Origin of the sequence: Synechococcus sp. CCAP 1479/10, assembly GCF_019038515.1 — a bacterium.
Classification (GTDB): domain Bacteria; phylum Cyanobacteriota; class Cyanobacteriia; order PCC-6307; family Cyanobiaceae; genus Cyanobium.
In genome coordinates this window covers 41832-60264 of record NZ_JAFKRJ010000038.1, presented here as the reverse complement: position 1 = coordinate 60264, position 18433 = coordinate 41832, and the positions used below count along the sequence as shown (strand labels likewise).

Below are 18433 nucleotides of genomic sequence, written 5' to 3'. Positions count from 1 at the left end.
TGTCGCGAAGTGGGGCGAATCTAGGATCTCCCCGCGGGGGCATGGCGAAATTGGTAGACGCAGCGGACTTAAAATCCGCAGGCCGCAAGGCTGTGGGGGTTCAAGTCCCCCTGCCCCCATGCCGTTCATTCCTCTCCTGCTGGAGCTGGTGGGACGGCCGCTCCTCCACGCCGTCGTGGTGCCTGAGCCCCGCGCCCCCCTGGTGCGGCTGCCCCAGCCCCCGGCGGGGCGCTACACGGTGCTGGTGGCGGACTGGGGCCACCACACCGCGATCGTGGTGCAGCAGCCACCCGGCTGGCGGCTCGGGCCTCCCGGGGCGGAAGCGGCCCCGTTCCTGGAGGTGGCCTGGGGCGATCGGCGCTACTTCCACGGGGGAGAGCGCAGTCCCCAGGCCGTGGTCGCCGCCCTGTTCCTGCCCACCGACTCGGTGCTCTTCCTGGCCGGCCACCCCGATCCACCGCATCTGGCGGGCACGGTCGCCGTGCGGGAGCGGCAGGTGGACGCCCCCACCCTGCGGGCCCTGCTGAGCGCCCTGGAGGGCTCCGCCAGGCGCGACCGCGACGGCGAGCGCCTGCCTCCCCTGCCGCCCCGTCCCGGCCAGCGGGGCCGGTTCTTCCCCGCCCACGCCGCCTATCTCTGGAGCCGCAACTGCAACTGGTGGACCGTGCAGCGGCTGCGGGAGGCCGGACTGGCCAGCGCGCCGACCGGGGTGGTGGTCGCGGCCCAGGTGCCAGGACGTCTGCGGGGCTTTCAGCCCGTCGCCACCCGGGACAAAAGTTCATCTCCGACTGTGTCTGTGGCTCTCCACACGCACCGGATCGCCGGGCTTTCCCCGTGAGCGCACCCGGCCTAGACCGGAGACATCGTGGGATCCCGAAGTTGGTACATGTCGCACCCCTGCTGGCCGCCACCTGCCTGGCGGGTTTCGCCCTGCTGCAGCTGCTGTTCAGCCTTGCGTCTTGATGAGGGGCCTGGGCGGCCTCTGACGCGGGACCGCGGGCGGGGTTGACGATGGATTCAGGCCTGTCTTCCGGTGCCGGCCGTTTCGGCATCGTGCTGTTCCCCGGGGTGGAGGAACTCGATGCCGTCGGCCCCTGGGAGATGGCCACGCTCTGGGCGCGCCAGCCCGGTGGCCCCAGCCAGTGCCTGCTGATCGGCCAGGAGGAGGCCCCGATCACCTGTGCCAAGGGGATGCTGCTGCTGCCCCACGCCAGCTTTGCCACGGCCCCACCGCTGGATGTGCTGCTGGTGCCGGGGGGCCAGGGCACCCGCACCGAGGTGGCCAACCCCGAGCTGATCGCCTTCATCCGGCGCCAGGCGGCCGGTTGCCGGGCGGTGCTCTCGGTCTGCACCGGCTCCTTCCTGCTGCACGCCGCCGGCCTGCTCAGCGGCCGGCGTGCCACCACCCACTGGGCCTCCCTCGATCGCCTGCGGGCCCTCGGCGACGTGGAGGTGGTGGAGGAACGCTTCATCCGAGACGGGGCGATCTGGACGGCGGCGGGCATCTCCTCTGGCATCGATCTCATGCTGCATTTCATTGCGGAAACGGCCGGGGAAGATGTGGCGGCAACAGTGCAATTGGAGTCGGAATACTTCCCTGCTACGAGAACTTATGGCGATGCCGCCAGCCGTGGGAAGGGATCGTCCTATTTCAGATCATCTTGTTCGGCATCATGAAGCGATGGGATGGGTGTTTCCACTTATCTCGCTGACGATTCCGATCCATTAGGGTCAGGGAAAGAGAGGAGGAGATCCCATGTCCACCTGCGAATTCACCAGCAAATCCACCTACGAATCCACCTGTGAAAGGCCTCGCACCGAGGCCGCTGTTCAGCCCCATGCCAACGCCACCGAAGCCCTCCATCTGGTGAAGGAGCTGGCGCGTCGCGATCCGGAGTTTGCCGCCGCCCTGAGTGCATCCGATTCGCCGCAGAAAGCGGCTGATCTGGCGCAGTGTCACGGCATCGACGTCAGCGCGGCGGCCCTCTGGCGCCAACGCGGCACCCTGGCCCACGGTGGTGTCCCCACCTGGCGCGGTTAACCCGATCCGGGGCCCTTCAACTCGATGCTGTTCCCTTCCGGATCCTCCAGGTAGAGGGCCGGCCCCACACCTTCGGCCCCGTAGGTGTGATGCAGGGGGCCGGCATCGATGCCCTGGCGGCGCAGATGGGCCCGCAGGGCGGCTTCGTCGAAGGGTTCGATCCGCAGGCAGAAGTGATCCAGGTTGTGGCCGTCCTGGCCCGGTGCCGCCCCTCCCCGGCGACCCAGCTCGCCGCTGACCGCCGCCAGATCGATGAGGGCGTTGCCGGCCCTCAGGTGGATCATTCCCAGGGCTTCATTGCGTCGCGCCACAGCGCAGCCGAGCACCTCGGTGTAGAAGCGCTCCATCCGCTCCAGATCCCTGCAGCGCAGCACCACATGGTCGATCCCTGCGATCTCCATGGCCGTCGCCTCCGTTCGCTCGCCTCCCAGTGTCGCCGGCCGTTGCAAGGCCATGCCGCGCCGGTCCCGCTCAGAGCACGGGCTGCCAGCTGATGCTGCGGCCATCGGCACTGTCGGTCTGCTCGTTGAAGGGCACCACCTGGTTGCGGCCGGTCTGTTTGGCCCGGTACATGGCGTGGTCGGCCCTGGAGATGATCTCGTCGGGGTTTTCGCCCGGCCGGACCAGGGTCACCCCGATGCTGAGGGTGATCGACAGGCTGCCGGCACTGGTGACGATCGGCTCGGCCACGGCCCGGCGCAGCTTCTCGGCAATCGTGACCGCATCACCCATCCCCCGTACCCCCTGCAGCACCACCACCATCTCGTCGCCGCCGATGCGGGCGGCCATGTCGCCGCTGCGCAGGCTCGTGCGGATCCGGGAGGCCACCGTCCGGAGCAGTTCGTCGCCGGGCACGTGGCCGAAGGTGTCGTTGATCTCCTTGAAGTTGTCGAGATCGCAGAACAGCACGGCGGTGGCGTCCCCCTTGCGCAGCACCCGGCCGGCGATGGCGGTGATGCGCTCGAGGGCCTCATGGCGGTTCACCAGGCCGGTCAGTTCATCGGTGCAGGCCCGGCGGGCCAGTTCCCGTTCGGCGGCCACCTCCTGGTCCACCGTGCGGAACGAGCCGACGATGCCGTCGAGCCGGCCCAGGGCATCCCGGTGGGGGCTGGCATGCAGTTCCACCCAGCGGTGGCTGCGGTCGTGGGCGAGGGCCTGCAGCCGTCGCACCACCGTGCGACCCTCTGCCAGGGTCTGGAGGTCCTGCTCCAGGACCGGATGGTCGTCGGGGGGGATGAAGCGGCTGAGCGGATGGCCGATCCAGTCGTCCGGCTGCCAGCCCAACATGCAGGTGAGCGAGGGGGAGATCCAGCTGACCCGGCCCTCCTTGATCAGCAGCACCACGTCGCTGGAGTTCTCGGCCAGCAGCCGGTAGCGCTGCTCCGAGGTGGCCAGGGCCGCTCCCGCCTGCACCATCTCGGTCACGTCATTGAACTGGGCGATCACGAAGGCCAGGCTGCCGTCGGTACGCCGGGAGCAGGACACGCTGCAGTCCACCCAGAGGGGGGCGCGCTCCCCCTGGAGGATCCGCTTGCGCAGCCGGTAGCAACGGCGCCGGCCGTCCAGCAGCTCCGCCATCAGGGGGGCTTCGCTGGCCCGGTCCTCCGGCGGTGAGAGGGAGGGCCAGGTGAGCCCCTCCAGGTCGGTCGGGTCGCGATCGAGCAGCCCGCCACCGGCGGGGTTGATGGAGAGCACATGGCCCTCACCGTCGAGCAGGGCGATGCCGGTGGAGGTGTTCTCCATGGTGAGCCGCAGCCGTTCCTCCGAGGCGGCCAGGGCGGCCTTGGTGCGCTCCTCCGCCAGGCGGGCGTCCACTTCGCCCTGGATGTCACGCCAGCTGCCCACCAGGCCCGTCACCTCGCCATCGGGACCGGGCACCGGCCGCAGGGCCATGGAGATCCAGCGGCCGTCGCCGTCGGCGGCACGGAAGCGCAGATCGCAGCCGCTGTTCTCCCCCTGGAGGACCCGGCCGATGGCCTGCTCCAGGCGGCCGCGGTCCGGCTCCAGCACCAGCTCGGCGATGGTCCGATCCCTGAGGTCGCGGGCGTCGTGGCCCAGCAGCTGACGCACCGAGGGGGAGACCCAGGAGATCCGCCCCTGCCGGTCGCTGCTGAGCACCACATCAGGGGCGTTTTCGGCCAGCAGCTGGTAGTGATCCTTCAGCTCCCGGTTGCTGCGTTCCTTGGCCTGCAGTTCCCGGGCCAGGTGCATCGCGACCCAGGCCATGCCGATCAGGCCGGCCAGCCGCAGCAGCAGCTTCAAGGTGGTGGCCTGGGGAGACTGGAGCGACCAGATGACGGTCAGGACGATCGCCAGGCTCGTGAACCAGCCCACCTGGCGGGGCGTGGCGAAGGAGGCGGCCAGGACCACGGGGATCCAGTAATAGGGGAACAGCGTGATTCCCAGGCGCCTCGACAGGAGCAGATCCACGAGGAACAGGCCGACCAAGGCAACAGCCAGGACGACCAATCGTGATCGATAGCGACGTTGGAAAGAAACCAAATCGTGGTGACTGACGAAGGAAACTGACCATCTCGGAGCCGCCGATGCCACCGACTGTCGGTGGCGGATGGGTTCAACGGCTCAGGCCTTCCGTCTGGGTCTCGGCGCTGTTCTGGTGCCCCTTGAGATGCTTCTCACAGGCCAGGGTCGCTGATGCGAACAGCAGCGCCATGCTGAGCATCGCCGCCTGAAGCTGGGCCTGTCGCAGGAGAGGAGTCATCGGCGGGCATCCGCATCAAGAATGATTATAGGTATGGCTCCCCATTTGCGTCCGCAGGCCTTCTGCCCAAGGCCGTGCTGACCATCGCCCCGGCGGTGGCTAGCAAGAGGGCGTGGGAGATCGATGGCATGACCAGCTCCACCGCCGCAGCAGCAACAGCCGGCGCCGCCGCGACCGGCGCCGCCAGCGACGATCCGCGCATCGCCCAGGTGGTGCGTCGCCACGGGGCCCGCGCCGATGCCCTGATCGAGGTGCTGCACCAGGTGCAGGAGCTCCACGGCTATCTCTCGCAGGACTCCCTGCGGGAGGTGGCCGTCGCCATGCGGCTGCCGCTGAGCCGCGTCCACGGCGTGGCGAGCTTCTATCACCTCTTCCGGCTGGAGCCCCCCACCGCCCACCGTTGCGCCATCTGCCTCGGCACCGCCTGCTATGTGAAAGGGGGGGGACAGGTGGCGGCGCGCATCGAGCAGCGGCTGGGGGTGCGCCTCGATGATCCGGTCGGGGATGGCGTCTGGGCCCTGCAGCACGTCAGCTGCCTGGGGGCCTGTGGCCAGGCGCCGGTACTGGTGGTGGACGGGGAGCTGGTGACGCGGCTCCCGGTGGACCAGCCCGAGGAACTGGAGGCCCGGCTGGAGGCCGCCGGCCTGCCTCAGCGCACCACCACCTGATTGGCCCCCAGATCCCGGGACTGGTTCAGGGCCAGCTCCACCCGCGACAGCATGGCCTGGCCGCTGGCATCGCTGGCCGCACGCAGACTCACCCCCGCATTCATCGCCAGCCCGGTGGCGGGTCCCTTCCCCGCCGGCATGGCCGTCTCGGTCACGACCCTGCGGATCTGTTCCGCCGTGGTGCGGGCCGATTCGAGCGGCTGATCCCAGAGCAGCAGCAGGAATTCGCTGCCGCCGATCCGGAACAGTTCGTCGTTGGCGTGCAGCAGTTGCTTCACGCTGGCGATCAGCCGCTGCAGGACCTCATCACCCTTCTGCCGGCCGAGCACGGTGTTGATCGGCCGCAGGCCCTGCACCGCGAAGGCCAGGCAGGACAGGGGCACGGTGCACTCGGAGGCCCGATGGGCCAGCAGTTGCAGGCTGCGTTCCAGCTCGGACCGATTTCTGGCCCCGGTGAGCAGATCGGTGCTCGAGAGACGCCGCAGTTGCTCGCTGCTCTGCCGGAACCGTTCGCTCATGGCGGCGAGATCCTGGCTCAGGCGGGCTTCCCTGCGCAGGTGGTCGTGGAGACGGCCCACCAGTCCCTGGACTTCGGCGATGACGCTGCCATCACCGGAGCCCCCGTCAGGCTCGGGGCCTCCGGTGAGGTCGGGAACGTCGTCGCTGACCTCCGGCACCGAGGCACGCAGCAGCCGCATCTGGCCCTCCACCAGGCTGGCCATCAGCTCGCTGAGCAGGACCCCCAGCAGCATCAGCCCCAGCGATGCGGTGAGCAGGGTGGTGCTCTGAGCCTGCAGCTTCAGCACCACTGGTCGGGCGGGCTGCACCACCTGCACCCGATGGCGGCCGGAGATCACGGTCGTGCTCCAGTACCCCTGGATCCACACCTTGAGGGCGGGGCGTTGACCCCTTGGCACCAGAATCTGAAGCCCATCCGGCTGGATCAACTCCTGTGGCGCCGGCAGGAAGTTGTTCTCCAGCCGCAGGAACAACCCAGGATTGGAGCTGGTCCGGTGGCCCTCCCTGTCGATGAGCAGGAAGGCCGTCGCGCCGGGGCTGGCCGGCAGTCCCCGGGTGGGCTCGGCGAGCTGGCGGGGATCGATCCGGGCCGCGGCCTCGGCGACGGTCTGAAGGTTGTCCAGCACCGCCTCCTGGGCAGCCCCCTGCAGCAGGTTGCCCGAGAGGAAGGTGAGGGCCAGCGACGGCAACGTGAAGGCCGCCAGCACCACGGAGAACACCAGGCCCCGCAGCGGTAGCAGTCCCTGGCCCCTGCGGTTGCGCCACACCTGCAGCAGCACGAACAGGAGGAAGGCCGTGACCGTGTTGGCCAGGCCGTTGACCGCCTGCTTGGCGGCCGTCACGGCCACATTCGCCGGATCGATCTGCAGCACGACGCCATAGAAGAAGAACACCATCGGTGTCCCCACCAGGAGCCAGAAACTGATCTCGGCCAGGATGATCCGGCCCTTGAGGTCGTTCTCCGGAGGGCCGTTGAAGCGATTGACGAACACCGCCTGCCACAGGGCCTCGGCGCTGAAGATGACGATGGCCCAGGGATGGCCCCAGAGCTTCCAGGTGTAGAGGCTGGCCACAACGGCGATCGCCACGCTCCACCAGCCCCGGCGCCAGAGAAGGATGAGGGTGGGAAAGATCGATCCGAGCAGGATCTGGATGCCGAAGAACAGCGGCAGCGCGCTCACATTGCCGAGCACCGCCAGGCCGGCCAGCAGGGCCAGGAGCAGTCCCTGGCGCACCGTCCTGGTGGGGCGGGGGGCTCTCATGGCAGGGGGACCGCCGCCGGCTCACCGCCCGCCACCGGGCCGAGGCCTGTTCCCCTGCGGAGCAGATCCTCAAACGCCTCGGCGGACAGGGGACGGCTGAACAGATAACCCTGGAAGGCGGGGCAGCCGCAGCGAACCAGGAAGTCCAGTTCCTCGGGGCGCTCCACCCCCTCAGCCAGGACGTTCACCCCGAGGCCCTCGGCCATGGCCAGGGTGGCGCGCACGATCGACTGGGAGGTGGGGTTGCCATCGACCCCATCCACGAAGGAACGGTCGATCTTGAGCTTGCGGATCGGAAAGTTGTGGATGGTGCTCAGGGAGGAGAAACCGGTACCGAAATCGTCGATCGCCAGTTCCACACCCATCGCAAACAACCGTAGGAGTTGCTCCCGGGTCCCAAGAGCCGGCATCAGGCAGCTCTCTGTGATTTCCAGCTCCAGCCGTGTCACGTCCAGCCCCGAGTGGCTCAGGCACGCCTGCACCATGTCCGGCACGGTCTGGCGGGAATCCTGAAACTGCCGGCTCGAAAGGTTCACCGCCAGCCGTCCGGGCTCGAAACCGGCCCGGACCCACAGCTGCCACTGGCGGCAGGCGTCCTGCAGCACCCATTCGCCGATCCTGTGGATCAGGTCGCTGGCTTCGGCGATGGGGAGGAACTCCAGTGGTGATACGGAACCGAACTTGGGACTGCGCCAGCGCAGCAGGGCCTCGGCCCCCAGCAGGGTCCCCTGGCCATCCACCTGGGGCTGGTAGAGCAGCTCAAGCTGGCCCCCTTCCACCGCCCGCTGCAGATGGGCTTCGATCGCCAGACGGTGGCGGCTGCGGACCGTCATCTCGGCCGCGTACCGCTGCACGGCCTGCGGCCCCTGGCGTCTGGCCTGGGCGAGAGCCGTGGAGGCAAACAGCAGCAGGTTTTCCGGCTCTCTCGAGTCCTGGGGGAAGCAGCTGATGCCCGCCCAGGCCGACAGGGTGAGCTCCAGCACGGCCCCCGGAGCCTTTGGATCGGTGAGAGCCGCCATGAGGGTGCGGGCCGTCTCCTGGGCCGTGGGGCCGGTCGCCTCCAGGGCCTGCACGATCAGGAACTCGCCCCTGCCGACCTGGGCCATGACGTCGGCGGGCCCCACGAAGCCTCCCAGCCGATCGACGGCGAGCTGCACCAGCTGATCGCCCTTGGCCTGGCCGAAGCTTTCCTCGATGCGCTTGATGCCGTCCAGTTCGATCCAGATCACCACCAGGGGCTGGGCCTGCTGGCACAGCTGACCCAGCCGGAGCTCGGCCATCTGCAGGTTGGGCAGGCGGGTCAGGGGGTCATGGAAGCCGAGATACTCCAGCTGCCGATCCTTCTCCCGCAGCACGGTCTGGTCGGTCAGGGCGGCGATGTAGTGGCTGGGGGCCCCGGAGCCGTCCCGCACCACCCCCATCCGCATCCAGACGGGATAGACCTCACCACTGCGGCGTTGGTTCCAGATCTCCCCTTCCCAGCGGTCGTTGGCGAGCAGTTGCTCCCACAGGGCGGCATAGAACCCCTCCGACTGGTAGCTGGAGCTCATGATGCGGGGATTGCGGCCCACCAGCTCCTCCTCCGGGTAGCCGGTGATGGCGACATAAGCCTCGTTGCAGGCGAGGATCGCCCCGTCCCGGTCGGTGACCACGATCCCCTCCTGGATCAGGGAGCAGGCCTGGCGGTGGAGGCGGAGCCACTGGAGGCTGTCCTCCAGCTGGCTCCGCAGCTCCCCCAGGCTGCGGCCCTCCTGTTCAGCCAGTCGGCGCCGCCGCTGCAGCTCCCCGGTCAGCAGGGCGGCCAGCAGGCTGGTCGTCAGACCCAGCAGCAGCACCGCCACCCAGCTGGGCAGCCAGTCAGCGGTGCCATGCTGGGGGACCTGCACCAGCAGCAGCCACCGCTGGCCTCCGGTGTCGATCCTGCGGGAGAGGGCATGGGTCAGGACGGCCGCCTCGGGGAGGTTGCGGGAGTCGTAGAGGAGATGGGCGGGGTCGGCGCGATCGCCGACGTACAGCTGCAGATCCACGGGCTCGTCCAGCCGGACCAACGGATGGTTGAGGGCCGCCCGCACGACATCCCGCAGCGGCAGGGTGGCGAAGGCCCAGCGCTTCGCCGCTGGCGACCCTGCGGCTGCCGTGCCGGGGTGGCTGCCGAAGGGCAGGATCTGCACCAGGAAGGCCGGCTCCCCCGGCCGGGGGCGGCCGGGGAGCAGCCACCCCTCCGGCGGTGAGGACTCCCGGCCGGGTTCCTTGCCGGAGCCCTGCACCCACGACCAGAGATCCGCCCCCAGCAGGGCGCGGCTGCCGGGATCCATCGGCGCGACCAGCCGGATCGGCGCCTGCCCGGAGGCGGCCGTTGCGAAGCCCAGGGTGCTGATGCCCTCCAGGCTGCGGCCATCGCTCTCGAGGGACCCGACGAAGCGCTGCAGCTCCCCGAGGGTGACCTCCTGGGACGCCATCTGAAGGCCGACCAGACCCCGCAGCACCGATTCGGTGTTGTCCAGCTTCCTGTGCAGGGCGGCAACGACGAGATCGGCGGCGGGCTGCTCCCGGTTGCGGTGCTCCGTGATCGTCTGATGGATGCTGCTCCAGGTCAGCAGGGCGGTGCCCAGGACTCCGAGGGCCAGCACGGCAGCCACCAGGGAGCTCGACTCCCGGGGGTGTTGCTCAGCTGGCGGCGGAGAAGGCGGCAGCGTGGGAGTCGGCGACGGGGCCGGACGGGGAGGGAACCGTTCACTCTGATCACCCATAATACTTTTTTCACATTTCTGGCCCACCCATGGGGGCTGTCGCTGGCTTCGCCAATCCCCCGGGGTGGCGCCGGAAGGGCTGGCGGCACCGGAACGGTGCGCTTGCGGCTCTGGCGGCCCTGGTGCTGTCGCTGCTGATCGGCTGCCCAAGCCAGCCTCCCCGGTTCGTGCTGGCGATGAATCCCTGGCCGGGCTACGCCTACTTCGCCCTGGCCCAGGCCCGGCAGCACTACGACCCCCGCAGACTCACGCTGGACCTGCGCAACTTCGCCGACAACGACCGGGCGGTGCAGGCCTACGTCGCGGGGGCGGCCCAGGCGATCGCCACCACGGCGATCGATGTGGTCACCATCTGCGGGGCGGCACCGGAGCGCTGTCCGGTGATCGTCTACGTCATCGACGAATCCCGCGGTGGCGACCAGGTGCTGGCCCTCAAGACCGTGAAGGATCTCAAGGGCCTGGTCGGCCGGCCGATCGCCCTCGACCGCAGCAGCCTCTCCCGCTACCTGCTGGCCCGCGCCTTCGAGTCCCAGGATCTGCCCCCTCCGCTCCCCTCCCAGCTCCGGTTCCTGCCCGCCTCCGCGTGGGAGGCGTCCCTGCGGCAGGGAACGGTGGCGGCGGTGGTCAGCTACCCACCCCGCAGCGAGCTTCTGCTGCGCGCCCTGCCCCTGGACACGCTGTTCACCAGCCGGCAGCTCCCCAACGAGATCCTCGATGTGCTCGCCGTCGAACCCGAGTTTCTGCGCCTTCACCCCGATGCCGTCCTGGCCCTCGTCCAGGGCTGGCAGGCGGTGCGGGCGGAGGAGAGGCAACGTCCCGCCGCCATCCGCCATGAGGTGGCCGACTACCTCGGCCTCGATCCCGGCGCCGCCGACGCGGTTCTGGGGGGGGTCCGCTATCCCGGGCCCCAGGAGCAGTACGAGCTGCTCGACCCGATACAGAACAACCTGCCCCCGCTGCTGGAACAGATCCGCCAGGTGCTCTACGCCAATGGCGTCATCCCGGCCAACACCCCCCTGCCCGCCACGGAAGACTCCATTGCCCGGGGCCTCGTCAAGGGCCGCTGAACGGCGCCCCGGCCATTTCCTGGCTAGCAGAAGGAAAGGTGCCCCCGGTTCACCATGCCTTCCCCTGTGCAGGTGCGCTGCTGCGATGCCAGTGGCTGCCGTTCCGCCGGCAGCCAGGCCCTGCGCACCGCCCTGGAGGGCGCCCGTGACGCCGCCGGCCTCGATCCCTCCCAGCTGACGATCAAGCCGGTGGGCTGCCTGCGCCAGTGCGGCAGCGGCCCGCTCGTGGCCTGCGACCGGCCCGGTCGCACCCAGCTCTTCGGGGGGCTGGCGCCGGAGCAGGCCGGGGCCCTGATCGCCGAAACCCTCGCCAACCCCGCCGATGACCTGGCGGCCCATCGGATCGATCTGGAGGGTCCCTTCTTCGCCCTGCAGCGGCCCGTGGTGCTGGAGGGCTGCGGGCAGGTGAATCCCGAGTCCATCGACGACGCGATCGCCTTCGGCACCTACGCCCAGCTGCAGCGCATCCTGCAGGAGCTCAGCCCCGAGCAGGTGCGGGACGAAGTACGCCGCAGCGGCCTGCGCGGCCGTGGCGGCGCCGGCTATCCGACGGGCCTGAAGTGGGACACGGTGGCCCTCCAGCCCCCCGGCCCCCGCTACGTGGTCTGCAACGCCGACGAAGGCGACCCGGGCGCCTTCATGGACCGCAGCGTGCTGGAGAGTGATCCGCATCGGCTGATCGAGGGGATGGCGATCGCCGCCTACGCCGTCGGCGCCGAGCGCGGCTTCGTTTACGTGCGGGCGGAATACCCCCTGGCGATCGAGCGGCTGCGGCTGGCCCTGCAGCAGGCCCGCAGCCGACACCTGCTCGGCAACCACATCCACGGCACCAGCTTCAACCTGCGGCTGGAGGTGCGGGTGGGGGCCGGCGCCTACGTCTGCGGCGAAGAGACGGCCCTGCTGCTCTCGATCCAGGGTCAGCGGGGCATGCCCCAGCCCCGGCCGCCCTTCCCGGCCCAGTCGGGCCTCTGGGGGGCGCCCACCCTGATCAACAACGTCGAGACCTTCACCGCCGTGCCGGCGATCCTGCGGGAAGGCGGCGACTGGTACGCCGCCATGGGCACCGAGCACAGCAAGGGCACCAAGGTGTTCGCCCTCTCCGGGGCGGTGGTCAACACCGGCCTGGTGGAGGTGCCGATGGGCACACCCCTGCGCACCGTCGTGGAGGTGATCGGTGGCGGCGTTCCCGATGGCTCACCGATCAAGGCGGTGCAGACCGGGGGGCCTTCGGGGGGCTGCATCCCGGCGGAACGGCTGGACACCCCCGTCGACTACGAAAGCCTGCTGGAGCTGGGTTCGATGATGGGCTCGGGCGGCATGGTGGTGATGGGGCAGAGCACCTCCATGCCCGAGGTGGCGCGCCACTTCATGGGCTTCAGCGTCAACGAGAGCTGCGGCAAGTGTGTCCCCTGCCGCGCCGGCACCGTGCAGCTGGCCCAGCTGCTCGATCGCTTCGTGGAGCGCCGGGCCACCGCCGAGGACATGGAGCGCCTCGATGCCCTCTGCCAGATGGTGAAGGTCACCAGCCTCTGCGGCCTGGGCCAGGCGGCCCCCAATCCGGTGCTCAGCACCCTGCGCTGGTTCCGCCACGAATACGAGGCCGCCTGCAGGGAACCTTCGGACTGCGTCGCCACCGGGAGGGTCCGCTGATGGCCGTCGTCACCCTCAACGTCAATGGCCAGGACGTGGCGGTGCCGGCCGGCGCCAGCCTGCTGGAGGCCACCCGGGCCGCCGCGGCCGACGTCCCCACCCTCTGCCACCTCGATGGCCTCAATCCCGTCTCCTCCTGCCGGCTGTGCCTGGTGGAGGTGGAGGGGTCCACCAAGCTGCTGCCCGCCTGCAGCACCGCCGCCGCCGAGGGCATGGTGGTGCACACCCACACCCCCCGGCTGAAGGAGTACCGGCGCATGACGGTGGAGCTGTTCTTCGCCGAGGGAAACCACGTCTGCGCCGTCTGCGTGGCCAACACCCACTGCGAGCTGCAGGACATGGCCGTGACCGTGGGCATGGACCACTCCCGCTTCCCCTACCAGTACCCCCAGCGGTCGGTGGATGCCTCCCACCCCCAGTTCACCCTCGACCACAACCGCTGCATCCTCTGCACCCGCTGCGTGCGGGTGTGCGACGAGATCGAGGGGGCCCACGTCTGGGACATCGGCAGCCGCGGCGGCCATTGCCACATCGTCGCCGGGCTCGATGAACCCTGGGGCCAGGTGCAGGCCTGCACCTCCTGCGGCAAGTGCGTTGAGGTGTGCCCCACCGGCGCCCTGTTCCGCAACACCGACACCACCGCCGAGAAACAGCCCGACGCCAGCCTGCCCGCCCTGTTGCGCAGCGCCCGCGACCAGCACCGCTGGCACAACCAGTGACCCCCCACCCCATGACCCCCGCCCCGCCCGCCGCCAAGCTGCGCCTCGCCACCGTCTGGCTGGCGGGCTGCTCCGGCTGCCACATGTCGTTCCTCGACCTCGACGAGTTCCTCTTCGACCTGGCCGAGAAGGTGGATGTGGTCTTTTCTCCCGTCGGCACCGACGTCAAGATCTACCCCGAGAACGTCGACATCGCCCTGGTGGAGGGGGCGGTGGCCAACGTCGACAACCTCGAGCTGGCGCTGCAGGTGCGCGAGCGCACGGCCCTGGTGATCTCCTTCGGCGACTGCGCCGTCACCGCCAACGTGCCCGGCCTGCGCAACCTGCTCGATGGCGGCCATGACAGCGCCAAGGCGGTGCTGGAGCGGGGCTACCTGGAGCTGGCCGATGCCACCGGCCAGCTGCCCTTCGCCCCCGGCATCGTCCCTGAGCTGCTGCCCCGGGTGCTGCCCCTGCATGAGGTGATCCCGGTGGACCTCTACCTGCCGGGCTGCCCACCCTCCGCCGAGCGCATCCGTGAGGCGATCACCCCGTTGCTGGCCGGCGAGCGGCCCGTGATGGAGGGGCCCGCCATGCTGCGCTTCGGATGAGGACCTCGCCATGACCCGCACCGTCATCATCGATCCGGTGACCCGCATCGAGGGCCACGCCAAGATCACCCTCCACCTCGATGAGGCTGGCCACCTCACCGACACCCGCTTCCACGTGGTGGAGTACCGGGGCTTCGAGAAGTTCTGCGAGGGCCGGCCCTTCACCGAGATGGCGGGCATCACCGCCCGCATCTGCGGCATCTGCCCGGTGAGTCATCTGCTGGCGGCCGCCAAGACCGGCGACAAGCTGCTGGCCCTTTCGATCCCCCCGGCAGCCGACAAGCTGCGGCGGCTGCTCAACCTGGCCCAGCTGACCCAGTCCCACGCCCTCTCCTTCTTCCACCTCAGCAGCCCCGATTTCCTGCTGGGCTGGGAGAGCGATCCGGCCAAGCGCAATGTCTTCGGCCTGATGGCCGCCGACCCCGATCTGGCCCGGGCCGGCATCCGCCTGCGCCAGTTCGGCCAGCAGATCCTGGAGCTCCTGGGCGGCCGCAAGATCCACTCCGCCTGGGCGGTGCCCGGGGGCGTGCGCTCCCCCCTGAGCCAGGAGGCCAAGGACTGGATCCTGGATCGCCTGCCGGAAGCCCGCGCCACCGTCACCCTGGCGCTGGAGCTCTACAAGAAGCTGCTGGATGGCCCCCTGCAGAAGGAGCAGCGGGTCTTCGGCGACTTCCCCAGCCTGTTCATGGGCCTGGTGACCCCCAACGGGCTCTGGGAGCACATCGAGGGGCGCATCCGCTTCCGCGATGCGAATGGGGCGATCGTGGCCGACCAGCTCAGCGAGGACGACTACGCCGAGTTCCTCGGTGAGGCGGTGGAACCCTGGAGCTACCTCAAGTTCCCGTACTACAAGCCCCTCGGCTACCCCGACGGCATCTACCGGGTGGGCCCCCTGGCCCGGCTCAACGTCTGCGACAGCGTCGGCACCCCCTGGGCCGACCGGGAGCTGGCGGAACTGCGCCAGCGCAGCGGCCAGCCGGCCACCTCGAGCTTCGCCTACCACCACGCCCGGCTGGTGGAGATCGTGGCCTGCCTGGAGGCGATCGAGATCCTGGTGACCGATCCCGAGCTGATGCACGGCCGCATCCGCCTGCGGGCCTCCCTCAACCGCAACGAGGCGGTGGGCGTCAGCGAGGCGCCCCGGGGCACCCTCTTCCACCACTACAAGGTGGATGACGACGGCCTGCTCACCAGCGTCAACCTGATCATCGCCACCGGCCAGAACAACCTGGCCATGAACCGAACGGTGCACCAGATCGCCCAGGAGTACATCCCCGATCCGGTCCCCGCCGGCGCCGAGATCCCCGAGGCGATGCTCAACCGGGTGGAGGCGGGCATCCGCTGCTTCGACCCCTGCCTCTCCTGCTCCACCCACGCCGCCGGCCAGATGCCGCTGCGCCTGCAGCTGCTGGCCGCCGACGGCACGGTGCTGGCCGAGCGCCTGCGGGGATGAGCGGCGCCGGGGTCGGCACCGGCGGCGCGCTGCTGATCGGTATCGGCAACCCCCTGCGCGGCGATGACGGGGTGGGCTGGCACCTGGTGGAGGGCCTCGGGCTGCAGCGCCACCAGCTCACCCCCGAATTGGCTGAGGCGGTGGCCGCGGCCGACCGACTGCTGATCGTCGATGCCTGGCTGGCGCCCCCGCGCAGCCGCTGTCTGTTGCGGCCCCTGCTGGCCACGGATGGCTGGGAGCGGGACACGCACCGGGTGGCGCCCGCCCGGCTGCTGGCCCTGGCCGAGCAGCTGTTCCACCGCTGCGTGCCGGCCCACGAGCTGCTCGTGCCGGCCTTCGATTTCTCCTGGGGCGAGCGCTTCTCGCCCCAGATGCGGCGCCAGCTGCCCCAGGCACGCCGGCTGCTGCGGGGCTGGTTGGGGGAGGCGGCGGCGCCCCATGCATGAGTTGAGCCTCATGGACGCCGTGCGGCAGCAGGCCCTGGAGCAGGCCGCCCTGCACGGGGCCGGCCGCATCACCGCCATCACCCTGCGGGTGGGCAGCCTGGCGGGGGTGGAGATCGAGGCCCTGCGGCTGGCCCACACGGTGGTGATGGCGGGCACCATCGCCGCCGGCTCCCGGCTGGTGATCGAGGCGGTGAGCGCCGAATGCCTCTGTGCCGCCTGCGAGCAGCCCTTCGCGGCGCGCGATGGCTGCTGCGCGTGCCCCCGCTGCGGCCGCATCAGCCGGGAGCTGCTGCGGGGCCGGGAACTGCAGCTGGCCTCCCTGGACCTCGACTGATCGGCCAGGCTCGTTAGGGGGCTGGGGCCGTCGCGCCCGAGGTTGGCGGTGATCCCGCTCAGGAGCGGAAAATGTTCCATCCATTATGCGTTCAAGGTTGAAATAGCAAAGGGCTGAGGTGCGAAACGTAAACTTGTGCAAGTTTTCTTTTTATCGCCACTCTGTGCCAGGACTGATGCTGTCCATGGCCCGCAAATTCGTCCATGGCGTGGGTTTATTTGTAAATGAGTGAGAGGAGCGCAACCCCCATGACTTATTTCTCGAAGCATTCCACCAGGACATTCCGTCGGACGTTTCTCCGCGGGGTGGGAATCGCCGCAACAGGTGGTCTCCTGCTTGGCGGTCCCGCGATGGCGGAAATCAGGCCTGCTGGCGAACGCACCGAGCCCGTGACGAATCCCGTGAATTTGGAATCGTCCGCAGGCCTTCCCGGGCTTGCTGAGGCCGGCCCCAGTGATCGCCCCGCCGCGGCGGTTCCGGCCCTGGAATCCGCTCCTTCGGTGGCAGCCCCCAGCGCAGAGCTGGCTCCCCAGGTCGCGCCGGACGCCACCCTCATCGCCCAGACCTACCCCCAGCCGGTGGTGAAGGAGGTCTATTCCGCCAAGGGGTGGTACCTCACCATCGGTGCCGGCGCCCAGACTCCCAGCGACCAGACGGTCAACAGCACCGGCACGCTCGTTTCTCCCTTCTTCACACCGCTGCTGTTCAACTTCGGCAACAACAACTCCACCAAACTTGACCTCGGCGGCGGCTTCTCCGGGGACGTCGGCGTGGGTTACGACTTCGGCGCCCTCCGCGCCGAGCTCACCTACGGCTATAGCCGGGCCAGCCTCAATGCCGTTGGTGCCGCCAATCCGATCGGCTTCGGTGCCTTCGGCATCGTGCCCTTCACCAACAACGTCTCCGGCATCATCAACAAGAATGATGTGCTGGCCAGCCTCTACTACGACATCGAGACCAACAGCCGCTGGACGCCCTACATCGGCGGTGGCATCGGGTACACCAACCTGAGCACCCCGAGTTTCAGCCTCAATGGCTTCCCCACCAACAGCGTCAACAAGGGGCTGTTCGGCTGGCAGGCCAAGGTCGGTGTCAGCTACGCCATGAGCTACAACTCCGATGTCTACCTTGAGGGCGTCTATCAAGGTGCCGGCGGTTATTCCTCCGAGAACCTGACCTTCGACGCGTTCAACAGCTTCGGCGGCAAGATCGGCTTCCGTTACCGCTTCGGTGCCCGTCCTGTGGCGGCCGCGCCCGCTCCCACCCCGGAGCCGGAACCGATCATGCAGCCCGCACCGGCTCCTGCGCCGATCTACCAGCCCGAACCGGCCCCCGCGCCGATCCGCGGCCTCTGGTGATCAGGGGTCTCAGGGCCCCGGCCCCGTCGGAACTCCGTGCCTAGCCTTCGGGGGAGGCCGGGCCCCGGCGGGGCTTTTCCGTGCCGCTCACCTGTCTGGGGTCGATCCTGCGATGTGTGTCGACTGCAACTGCGGCCAACCGGTCGCCCCCGCCATTGAGGCCCCCCGACACCTGGAGCTGGGCCAGCGCCTGCTGGTCCACAACGATGCCCAGGCGGCGGCCAACCGGGAGCATTTCGCCGCCGCCGGCGTCCGGGTGATCAACCTGCTCTCCTCGCCGGGCTCCGGCAAGACCGCCCTGCTCGAGCGGCTGGCCCTGGAGCTGGCCCCGTCCTCTCCGGCGGTGCGCCATCCGATGGCGGTGATTGTGGGGGACCTGGCCACCGACAACGACGCCCGTCGCCTGCGGGCCGCCGGGGTGCCGGCCCTGCAGATCACCACCGGCCAGGCCTGCCACCTGGAGGCGGCGATGGTGCACCGGGCCCTGCACGACCTCGACCACCTCGGCCATCCCCTGGCGGGCCTGGAGCTGCTGGTGATCGAGAACGTGGGCAACCTGGTCTGCCCGGCCGCCTTCGACCTGGGCGAAAGCCAGCGGGTGGTGCTGCTGTCGGTCACCGAAGGGGAGGACAAGCCCCTCAAGTACCCGGCCACCTTCCATTCCGCAGACGTGGTGGTGATCAGCAAGGGCGACCTGGCTGAGGCCTGTGGCTTCGACGCACCCCAGGCGCGTCGCCACATCGCCCGGGTGGCCCCCCGGGCCCGGATCGTGGAGGTCTCCGCCCGCAGCGGCGAGGGCATCGCCGCGCTGTTGGCGGCCCTCGGCATGGAGCGGGTGGCCGTCGCCGGGTGAG

General features: G+C 69.6%; 18 protein-coding genes and 1 tRNA gene. 14 read left to right on the top strand and 5 right to left on the bottom strand.

Annotation, left to right across the window (positions count from 1 at the left end; translation table 11 throughout):
* Positions 1-35 precede the first annotated feature (35 nt).
* From KUG39_RS14310 to KUG39_RS14295, 4 genes are all read left to right on the top strand, one after another.
* Positions 36-119, top strand: a tRNA-Leu gene (locus KUG39_RS14310).
* Positions 119-838, top strand: coding sequence for a DUF2459 domain-containing protein (locus KUG39_RS14305; protein ID WP_216915772.1), 720 nt, complete (start codon positions 119-121; stop codon positions 836-838). The genes KUG39_RS14310 and KUG39_RS14305 overlap by 1 nt, the downstream gene beginning before the upstream one ends.
* A gap of 173 nt (positions 839-1011) precedes the next feature.
* Positions 1012-1677 (top strand): DJ-1/PfpI family protein, encoded by a 666-nt coding sequence (locus tag KUG39_RS14300; RefSeq protein ID WP_216915770.1) that lies wholly within the window; start codon positions 1012-1014, stop codon positions 1675-1677.
* A gap of 79 nt (positions 1678-1756) precedes the next feature.
* Positions 1757-2041: a hypothetical protein gene (locus tag KUG39_RS14295; protein WP_216915768.1), complete on the top strand. Its 285-nt coding sequence runs from the start codon at positions 1757-1759 to the stop codon at positions 2039-2041.
* Here the strand turns inward: KUG39_RS14295 and KUG39_RS14290 are convergent.
* From KUG39_RS14290 to KUG39_RS14280, 3 genes are all read right to left on the bottom strand, one after another.
* Positions 2038-2442: a VOC family protein gene (locus KUG39_RS14290; protein ID WP_286193188.1), complete on the bottom strand. Its 405-nt coding sequence runs from the start codon at positions 2440-2442 to the stop codon at positions 2038-2040. The two genes, KUG39_RS14295 and KUG39_RS14290, sit on opposite strands and share 4 nt — an antisense overlap.
* A 70-nt stretch (positions 2443-2512) precedes the next feature.
* Positions 2513-4489 carry a sensor domain-containing protein gene (locus KUG39_RS14285; protein WP_216915764.1) on the bottom strand — a complete coding sequence of 659 codons (1977 nt, stop codon included), beginning with the start codon at positions 4487-4489 and terminating at the stop codon, positions 2513-2515.
* A gap of 127 nt (positions 4490-4616) precedes the next feature.
* The gene (locus tag KUG39_RS14280) at positions 4617-4763 is read right to left on the bottom strand and encodes a hypothetical protein (RefSeq protein ID WP_158219503.1); all 147 of its coding nucleotides are present in this window, start codon (positions 4761-4763) and stop codon (positions 4617-4619) included.
* 128 nt (positions 4764-4891) lie between these two features.
* Between KUG39_RS14280 and KUG39_RS14275 the strand changes: the two genes are divergently transcribed.
* Positions 4892-5431 (top strand): NAD(P)H-dependent oxidoreductase subunit E, encoded by a 540-nt coding sequence (locus tag KUG39_RS14275; RefSeq protein WP_216915762.1) that lies wholly within the window; start codon positions 4892-4894, stop codon positions 5429-5431.
* Here KUG39_RS14275 and KUG39_RS14270 read toward each other — a convergent pair.
* Positions 5413-7212 (bottom strand): sensor domain-containing diguanylate cyclase, encoded by a 1800-nt coding sequence (locus KUG39_RS14270; protein WP_216915760.1) that lies wholly within the window; start codon positions 7210-7212, stop codon positions 5413-5415. The genes KUG39_RS14275 and KUG39_RS14270 overlap by 19 nt on opposite strands.
* Positions 7209-9851: a putative bifunctional diguanylate cyclase/phosphodiesterase gene (locus tag KUG39_RS14265; RefSeq protein ID WP_216915758.1), complete on the bottom strand. Its 2643-nt coding sequence runs from the start codon at positions 9849-9851 to the stop codon at positions 7209-7211. Before KUG39_RS14265 ends, KUG39_RS14270 begins: the two co-directional genes overlap by 4 nt.
* 140 nt (positions 9852-9991) lie before the next feature.
* Here KUG39_RS14265 and KUG39_RS14260 point away from each other — a divergent pair, with 140 nt between their 5' ends.
* From KUG39_RS14260 to hypB, 9 genes are all read left to right on the top strand, one after another.
* On the top strand, positions 9992-11029 hold the full coding sequence (locus tag KUG39_RS14260) for a type 2 periplasmic-binding domain-containing protein (protein WP_216915756.1): 1038 nt from the start codon (positions 9992-9994) through the stop codon (positions 11027-11029).
* Positions 11030-11083: 54 nt separating this feature from the next.
* A complete protein-coding gene (locus KUG39_RS14255; protein ID WP_216915754.1) occupies positions 11084-12679 on the top strand; it encodes a NuoF family protein in 1596 nt (531 codons plus the stop codon).
* Positions 12679-13398 carry a bidirectional hydrogenase complex protein HoxU gene (gene hoxU, locus KUG39_RS14250; RefSeq protein WP_216915752.1) on the top strand — a complete coding sequence of 240 codons (720 nt, stop codon included), beginning with the start codon at positions 12679-12681 and terminating at the stop codon, positions 13396-13398. The genes KUG39_RS14255 and hoxU overlap by 1 nt, the downstream gene beginning before the upstream one ends.
* A gap of 11 nt (positions 13399-13409) precedes the next feature.
* A complete protein-coding gene (locus KUG39_RS14245) occupies positions 13410-13988 on the top strand; it encodes an NADH-quinone oxidoreductase subunit B family protein (protein WP_216915750.1) in 579 nt (192 codons plus the stop codon).
* A 10-nt stretch (positions 13989-13998) separates the two neighbouring features.
* Positions 13999-15441, top strand: a complete 1443-nt coding sequence (locus tag KUG39_RS14240) for a Ni/Fe hydrogenase subunit alpha (RefSeq protein WP_216915748.1) — start codon at positions 13999-14001, stop codon at positions 15439-15441.
* The gene (locus KUG39_RS14235) at positions 15438-15887 is read left to right on the top strand and encodes a hydrogenase maturation protease (protein ID WP_216915746.1); all 450 of its coding nucleotides are present in this window, start codon (positions 15438-15440) and stop codon (positions 15885-15887) included. The genes KUG39_RS14240 and KUG39_RS14235 overlap by 4 nt, the downstream gene beginning before the upstream one ends.
* A 10-nt stretch (positions 15888-15897) precedes the next feature.
* Positions 15898-16221: a hydrogenase maturation nickel metallochaperone HypA/HybF gene (locus KUG39_RS14230; RefSeq protein ID WP_286194018.1), complete on the top strand. Its 324-nt coding sequence runs from the start codon at positions 15898-15900 to the stop codon at positions 16219-16221.
* Positions 16222-16721: 500 nt separating this feature from the next.
* Complete coding sequence (locus tag KUG39_RS14225; protein ID WP_216915743.1) at positions 16722-17579, top strand: outer membrane protein; 858 nt, start codon at positions 16722-16724, stop codon at positions 17577-17579.
* Between the two features lie 112 nt (positions 17580-17691).
* A complete protein-coding gene (hypB, locus tag KUG39_RS14220) occupies positions 17692-18432 on the top strand; it encodes a hydrogenase nickel incorporation protein HypB (RefSeq protein ID WP_216915741.1) in 741 nt (246 codons plus the stop codon).
* Position 18433: the final 1 nt, after the last annotated feature.